At 75.0% G+C, this 6182-nt stretch carries 7 protein-coding genes; 1 reads left to right on the forward strand and 6 read right to left on the reverse strand.

The annotated features are described in order from the left end of the window. Nucleotides 1-99: 99 nt before the first annotated feature. From ACZ60W_RS36835 to ACZ60W_RS36850, 4 genes are all read right to left on the reverse strand, one after another. A complete protein-coding gene (locus ACZ60W_RS36835; protein WP_469759768.1) occupies nt 100-1437 on the reverse strand; it encodes a chloride channel protein in 1338 nt (445 codons plus the stop codon). Between the two features lie 22 nt (nt 1438-1459). Then, complete coding sequence (locus ACZ60W_RS36840) at nt 1460-1885, reverse strand: amphi-Trp domain-containing protein (protein WP_469759769.1); 426 nt, start codon at nt 1883-1885, stop codon at nt 1460-1462. Between the two features lie 100 nt (nt 1886-1985). Beyond that, nucleotides 1986-2690 (reverse strand): GAP family protein, encoded by a 705-nt coding sequence (locus ACZ60W_RS36845; protein WP_469759770.1) that lies wholly within the window; start codon nt 2688-2690, stop codon nt 1986-1988. 44 nt (nt 2691-2734) lie between these two features. After that, nucleotides 2735-3157 (reverse strand): SHOCT domain-containing protein, encoded by a 423-nt coding sequence (locus tag ACZ60W_RS36850; RefSeq protein ID WP_469759771.1) that lies wholly within the window; start codon nt 3155-3157, stop codon nt 2735-2737. A gap of 279 nt (nt 3158-3436) precedes the next feature. Between ACZ60W_RS36850 and ACZ60W_RS36855 the strand changes: the two genes are divergently transcribed. After that, on the forward strand, nt 3437-3994 hold the full coding sequence (locus tag ACZ60W_RS36855; RefSeq protein ID WP_469759772.1) for a potassium channel family protein: 558 nt from the start codon (nt 3437-3439) through the stop codon (nt 3992-3994). Nucleotides 3995-4079: 85 nt separating this feature from the next. On the opposite strand, the gene ACZ60W_RS36860 is transcribed toward ACZ60W_RS36855, so the two are convergent. Continuing rightward, nucleotides 4080-5510, reverse strand: a complete 1431-nt coding sequence (locus ACZ60W_RS36860; protein ID WP_469759773.1) for a DUF2252 domain-containing protein — start codon at nt 5508-5510, stop codon at nt 4080-4082. 65 nt (nt 5511-5575) lie between these two features. Continuing rightward, nucleotides 5576-6016, reverse strand: a complete 441-nt coding sequence (locus ACZ60W_RS36865; RefSeq protein ID WP_469759774.1) for a DUF7144 family membrane protein — start codon at nt 6014-6016, stop codon at nt 5576-5578. Nucleotides 6017-6182: the final 166 nt, after the last annotated feature.

Below are 6182 nucleotides of genomic sequence, written 5' to 3' on the forward strand. Positions count from 1 at the left end.
GACCACCCCCCCCCCCCCCCCCCCCCCCCCCCCCCCCCCCCCCCCCCCCCCCCCCCCCCCCCCCCCCCCCCCCCCCCCCCCCCCCGCGGCCGTTCTCGCTCACGGGGGAGGTGGGGCCTTGGCCTTCGGCAGGATCTCCGTGGTGACGAAGGCGATCACCGCGGCGAGGATGACGACGGGGATCATCGCGGTGCCGCCGAGGAGGAGGACGACGAGGACGACGCTGCTGACGGGCAGGCGGAGGGTGGCGGCGGTGGCGGCCGCCATGCCGGCGGCCAGGGCGGGGACGAGGCCGAGGCCGGGCAGGGGGGCCAGCAGGACGCCTGCGGCGGCTCCGAGGAAGAGGGCGGGGAAGACGAGGCCGCCGCGGAGGCTGCCCAGACAGAGGGCGTACGCGGTCCCCTTGAGGAGGAGGACGGCGACGAGGGCGCCGACCCCCCAGGCGTGCGGATCGGCGGCCAGCTGTCCCAGGGTGGCCTGGCCCGACAGGGCCACGTCGGCGGGGGAGCGGTCGGTCAGCAGGGCGTAGAGCGCCGCGCAGGCCGCCGCGGCGAGGGCGCAGAGCGCGGTGCGGGCGACCACGCCTGCGGCGACGAAGGCGGCGACGCGGCGGGCCGTCCTCAGGAGCGGGTGCAGGAGGACGGCGACGGCGAGGGCGATCGGGATCGTCCAGAGCACGTCCCCGACGTCCAGCGCGGGGAAGGGCGTCGGCAGGCGGAGGGAGAGGCTGCCGGTCTGCAGCCCGGTCCAGCGACCGAAGCCGGTGAAGACCAGGGCTCCGACGCCGCTGGAGAGCAGCGCCGGCAGCATGACCGCGAACAGCCGGGGGCCGCCGGCGCCCGCCACCTCCATCAGGAGCACCGCGGCGACCAGCGGGTTGCCGAAGATCGCGGCGATGGCGGCCGCGGCGCCCGCCGCGCCGAGCAGCGCGGTCGTGGCGGGCGTGGCCGGACCACGCGTCAGGTCCCGGACGAGCAGGGCCAGCCCGCCGCCGAGGGCGATGAGCGGCGCCTCCGGTCCCAGGACGGCGCCGAGCGGCAGGGACGCGGTCGCGGCGATCACGACGCCGGGCAGCAAGGCCGGTGAGGCGCCGCCGGCGTGCAGGCCGGACGCCGGGACCTGGCCACCGCCGCCGGGAAGGCGCGCGGCGACCAGTCCGACGACGGCCCCCGCGACCAGCAGGAGGGGCAGCGGCCACCACCAGGGCGGGGTGTCCCAGCCCAGGTCGTGCGGCAGGTCGGCCCACAGCAGGTGTTCGAGTTCGTGCAGCCCGACGAGGAACCAGAACGCGACGAGCGAGACCGGGACGCCGATCAGGGCGGAGACGGTGAGGACCTTGAGGTAGCCGGGGGCGAGGAGCAGGTCGCGCAGCCGGTCCGCCTCCGGGGGCTGCTCCCCGCCGCCGGGTTCCTCCGGGCGGGTGTCGGTCTCCGCCATGGACGGCCTCCTCGGTCGCCGCTCAGGACTTCTTCGCGGCGGGCGGCCGGGAGCCGGCGGTCTTCTTCGTGCCGGAGGCGCTCCGCTTGGTCCCGGTGGCGGTCCGCGCGGTCCTGGCGGACGCGCTCTTGCGGCGCGGCGGGGCCTTCGCCGGTTCCGCCTCCGGTGCCCCGGCGGCCGGCGCGGGCTTCTCCCGCCCGCTCTCCCGGGCCTTGCGGGCCCGTGCGGTCGGCCACGTGAACTCGATCTCCAGCTCGATCTCCCCGTTGCCGACCTCGACCTCCACCTCGGTGCGGAGGTCCTCGGGGATGTGGAGGCTCAGCGTCCCCTGGCCGTATTCCAGTTCGACGTCGCCGCCTTCCCGCAGCGCCGCCGCGAGCGCGGCGAGCTGGTCGGCCGCCTCCAGGCGTGTCATCGAGCGCTTCTGCTCGAACTTGAGGTCCTTCATCGAAGGTCTCCGATCAGGGAGGAAGGGTGGATATCGCCCATTGTGATCCCGGGTGCGGGATCCGACATCCGCGCGGGGTCGCACCGCCCCCGGCCGGGGCTCATCCCGTCAGCTGGTACAGGCTCCGGCCGACGAGCCACAGCCCGAGGAGGAGGCAGAGCAGGACGATCGCCTGGTCCTTGTGGCGCGACAGCCACCCCCGCAGCCGCGTCAGGTCCCGCTGTGCGTCCTCCGGCGCGAAGACCGTGTACAGCTCCATGGCCAGCAGGGTGGAGGTGGCCAGGACGCAGAAGCCGAGGAGCGCCAGGAAGGACTGGACGTGCGAGGCGTCGGCCTTCACCACGGTGGCGGCCGCGGCGCTCACCATGCCCCAGGGCTGGAGGAGGACGGCAAGCCCGGCCGCCGACCACCCGGTGGCCTGGTCCATCCGCGAGGTCAGGGAACGTCCGGACCCCTCGTCGTCCGCGGCCCGTTGCTCGCTCCCGGCCGCCCTGGACGCAGCGGACGCGGCGGCGATGCGGCGGCTGCGGCGGCGCCGGTGCTCGCTGTAGACGATCAGACTCAGGCCGATGACCAGCGTGGCCGCGAGGGCGGCGAGCGACGGCGGCGAGCGGGGCGCCGGCGGCTGTCCGCCCGTGAAGAGCAGGACCATGGCGATCACGGCGACGAGGCAGGCGAGCCAGGCCGCGATGAAGGCCAGCCCCTTGTACACCCCGCGGGGCGCGGAGAGCACCAGCACCAGCGCCATGCCCGGCAGCGGGTAGAGCGCGATGGCCAGGCCGATGAGGAACAGGTCGAGGACCACGGGCGCTCACCACCCCGCGCCGACGCCTGCCGTGCCCGGCCCGGTCAGCTCGCGAGGACCTTCGCCTTGGCCTGGGCGAACTCGGCCTCCGTGATGGCGCCGCTGTTCTTCAGCTCGGCGAGCCGCGACAGCTCCTCCGCGTGCCCGCCGCCCCCGCCTGTCCCGGCCGTCTCGCGCACGTAGGACCGGAACTGCTCCTGGTTCTCCTGCACCCGCTTCAGCTCGCGCTCGCCCATGGACCGCCCGCGGGCGATCAGGTACACGAACACGCCCAGGAACGGCAGCAGGATGACGAAGACCGTCCACCCGGCCTTGCCCCAGCCGCCCAGCTCGTCGTCGCGGAAGATGTCTCCGATGATGCGGAACAGCAGCATGAACCACAGGACCCACAGGAAGAGCATCAGCATGGTCCAGAACATGTTGAGCAGCGGGTAGTCCACTGCCAGGTTCACCATCGAGTCCTTCATCGCCGATCTCCTGCCGGTCGTGACGGGCCGCGGGCACCCCTGCGGGCAGCCGCGGTCCGGCGGTCGAACTGCCTCCAGGGTGCGCCGCGTCGGGGCGCACCGCATTCCGGGCGGGAACCGGCCCCGCGCCCCGTCACCCGATCGGCGGTGCGGCGGGGCCGCCGCACCGGTGACGCCCCGGCGCGCCTGCCGTGTGGGGCCCGGGCGGCCGGGGACAGTGACCGCCCGCCGGAAGCGCGTGGCGCGGCCACGCCGTGCCGTGCGACCGAGAGGGGAAACGTGGACGGGAATCCGGGCAGCCGTCGGTCGGCGGTCTTCACCGCGGTGCACGCGGTGATGTCGCTGGCGGCCGTGCTGGCTGCCTACTACCTGCTGCCGCTGGACTCGTCCTTCAGCGCGAGCACCGTCGCGGTGCTCGTCGCCGGCGTCGTCCTCGTGGCGCTGCTCATCGCCTGGCAGGTGCGCACGATCATGCGGGCCGCGCGCCCGGGACTGCGGGCCGTCGCGGCCGTGGCGACGGCGCTGCCCTTCTTCGTGGCGCTCTTCGCCGCGACGTACTTCCTGCTGGGCCGCAGCGAACCGGCGAGCTTCACCGAGCCGATGTCCCGCACCGACGCCCTCTACTTCACGATGACCGTGTTCAGCACGGTCGGCTTCGGCGACATCAGCCCGCGCACCGAGGTGGCGCGGCTGCTGACCACGGGACAGATGACGGCCAACTTCCTGCTGATCGGCGTGGCGGCCCGCTTCGTGCTGGGCGCGGTCCAGGAGGGCCGGCGGCTGCGCAGCCTGGAGTCGGAGGGCGAGGGGTCCGACGGGCCTCCCCTCGCGCCGTGAGGCGGGGCCCGGCGGCCCGGGAACGGGCGTCGGTGCGATCCGGGGCCGCTCTCCCCGGAGGTCCCCGGCCGGGTGCCCCGGTGGTTCAGGACGCCGGCAGGTCCTCGGCGGGCAGCCGGCCCGCCCGTACGGCGTCGACGAGGGCCTGGTGGTCGCGCTCGTTCTGGTCGGCGTACGCCTCGGCGAAGGTCACGAGCGCCCGGTCGAAGGAGTCGCCGCCGCCGAGGTACGAGGCGATCGCGATCCGGTCGCCGGACCGCGCGTGCGCGCGGGCCAGGGTGAGCCCGCACATGTCGCCGAAGGCCACCATGCCCCGGGGGAGCATCCGCTCCGGTTCGGCGATGCCCTTCCAGTCGCGCAGCTGGCGCACGTAGAAGTCGCGCCGCCGGCCGTCGATCCCGTCCACGCGCTCCCAGCCGAGGAGGATGTCGCTGGTGGCCTGCATCAGCCGCTGGCCGGAGACGACCCGCTCGCCCTGGTTGCGGTACGCGCTGGCGCCCGCGTACGGGGCGAGGACGGAGGTGTCCGCCTCCTTGGCCTGGAGGAAGAGCGGGTCCCGGTCGTCACGGCCGAGCAGCAGGAAGATCCAGCAGCGGGTGCCGACACTGCCGACCCCGACCACCTTGCGGGCGACGTCGGCGAGGCGGTAGTCCGCCAGGAGGGTGCGCCGGTCGGAGGGGAGGGTGTCGCCGTACCGCTCGATGAGGCGGCGGAACTGGCGTTCCAGGGCGGTGCGCTGGAGCTCGGGCAGCAGGTCGGACACCGGCACGAGCAGCGGGGGGTCGGCCGCGATCACCGGCCGGCCGCCGGCCGTCGCGGTGAGCCGGTCGAAGGCCTGCAGACTGTCGCGGGTACGGGCCTTCGCCAGGGCGCGGCTCAGGTTCCTGCGGCCGCGCTTGGCGAGCAGGTCCTTGGTCAGCGCCTCCAGCCGGGCCTCGTCGATCTTCGCGTACCAGACGTCGATGGTGCGCATGGCGGCGAAGCGGCTCATCGCCTCGCGGTAGGCGCGGACGGTGTGGCGGACGATCCGGGCGCGCTCGGCGTCGTCGAAGCCGTTCGCCCGGGCGGCGATGACGAGGCTCGCCGCCAGCCGCTTCACGTCCCACTCCCAGGGGCCGGGGAGCGTCTCGTCGAAGTCGTTGATGTCGAACATCAACTGCCGCTCCGGCGAGGCGAGGAGGCGGAAGTTCAGCATGTGCGCGTCCCCGCAGAGCTGGGCCGTGAGCCCGGAGCGGGGCGTGCCGGCCAGGTCGGAGGCCATGATCGCGGCGGCGCCCCGGTAGAAGCGGAAGGGCGACTCGGTCATGCGGCCGTAGCGGATCGGGACGAGCTCCGGAACGCGGGTCGCCGACTGCGCCTCCAGGATCGTCAGCGGGTCGGTCCGGCCGGCGGGCGGACGGTACTCGGCGTGGCTCGACCGGGGGGCGCGCCGCCGCGCCTTCCGGCCGAGTGCCGCGCGTTCCTCGGGGGTGGCGCGGTGGGCCGCGCGCAGCGCACTGGTCGCTTTCCGGGCCATCGGAAGCCCTCCTGTCTGGCTCTGGTACCGGCCGTCGGGATGTCCCGGGGGAGACCCGGGCGCGGTCAGTCGGCGGCGCGCGTCCAGCTGGAGCACAGGGCCCAGATGATGAACGCGTTCATCGCCAGCAGGGTGATCGCCCATCCCGGCTGGTAGGGCAGCCAGAGGAAGTTGGCGATCATGCTGAGGCCGGCCAGGCAGATGCCCGCCGCCCGCGCCCAGTTCGCCCGCAGGAACAGGCCCACGCCGGTCAGCGCGACGACGACCCCGAGGGCGAGGTGGATCCAGCCCCAGGTGGTCAGGTCGAACTCGAAGACGTAGCTGCCGACCCGGGCGTAGACGTCGTCCTCGGCGATGGCCGCGATGCCCTGGAGGACGGCCAGGACGCCCGAGAGGGTCAGCAGGACCGCGGCGAAGACGGTGCCGCCGCCCGCGAGGCCGCCGCCTCCCGACCGGTGCGCCGCACCGGTGCGGCCCTGTCCCGCGGTGGGTGTGTGCCGGCTCATGGACGTCACCTCGCAGCGTGCGGTCCCCGGGTTCTCCCTTCGAGTATCACGGCCGCCGGGCCGGTGTGCTCGGCGGCGGGCGGGGGGGGGGGGGGGGGGGGGGGGGGGGGGGGGGAAGGGGGGCGGGGGGGGGGGGGGGGAGGGGGGAGGGGGGGGGGGAGGGAAG

Source organism: Streptomyces sp. NPDC104202, from assembly GCF_055584185.1.

Excerpts from the sequence above, each read along its gene's own strand:
- ACZ60W_RS36835 (WP_469759768.1), bottom strand. The coding sequence starts at position 1,437 with ATGGCGGAGACCGACACCCGCCCGGAGGAACCCGGCGGCGGGGAGCAG.
- ACZ60W_RS36840 (WP_469759769.1), bottom strand. The coding sequence starts at position 1,885 with ATGAAGGACCTCAAGTTCGAGCAGAAGCGCTCGATGACACGCCTGGAG.
- ACZ60W_RS36850 (WP_469759771.1), bottom strand. The coding sequence starts at position 3,157 with ATGAAGGACTCGATGGTGAACCTGGCAGTGGACTACCCGCTGCTCAAC.
- ACZ60W_RS36860 (WP_469759773.1), bottom strand. The coding sequence starts at position 5,510 with ATGGCCCGGAAAGCGACCAGTGCGCTGCGCGCGGCCCACCGCGCCACC.
- ACZ60W_RS36865 (WP_469759774.1), bottom strand. The coding sequence starts at position 6,016 with ATGAGCCGGCACACACCCACCGCGGGACAGGGCCGCACCGGTGCGGCG.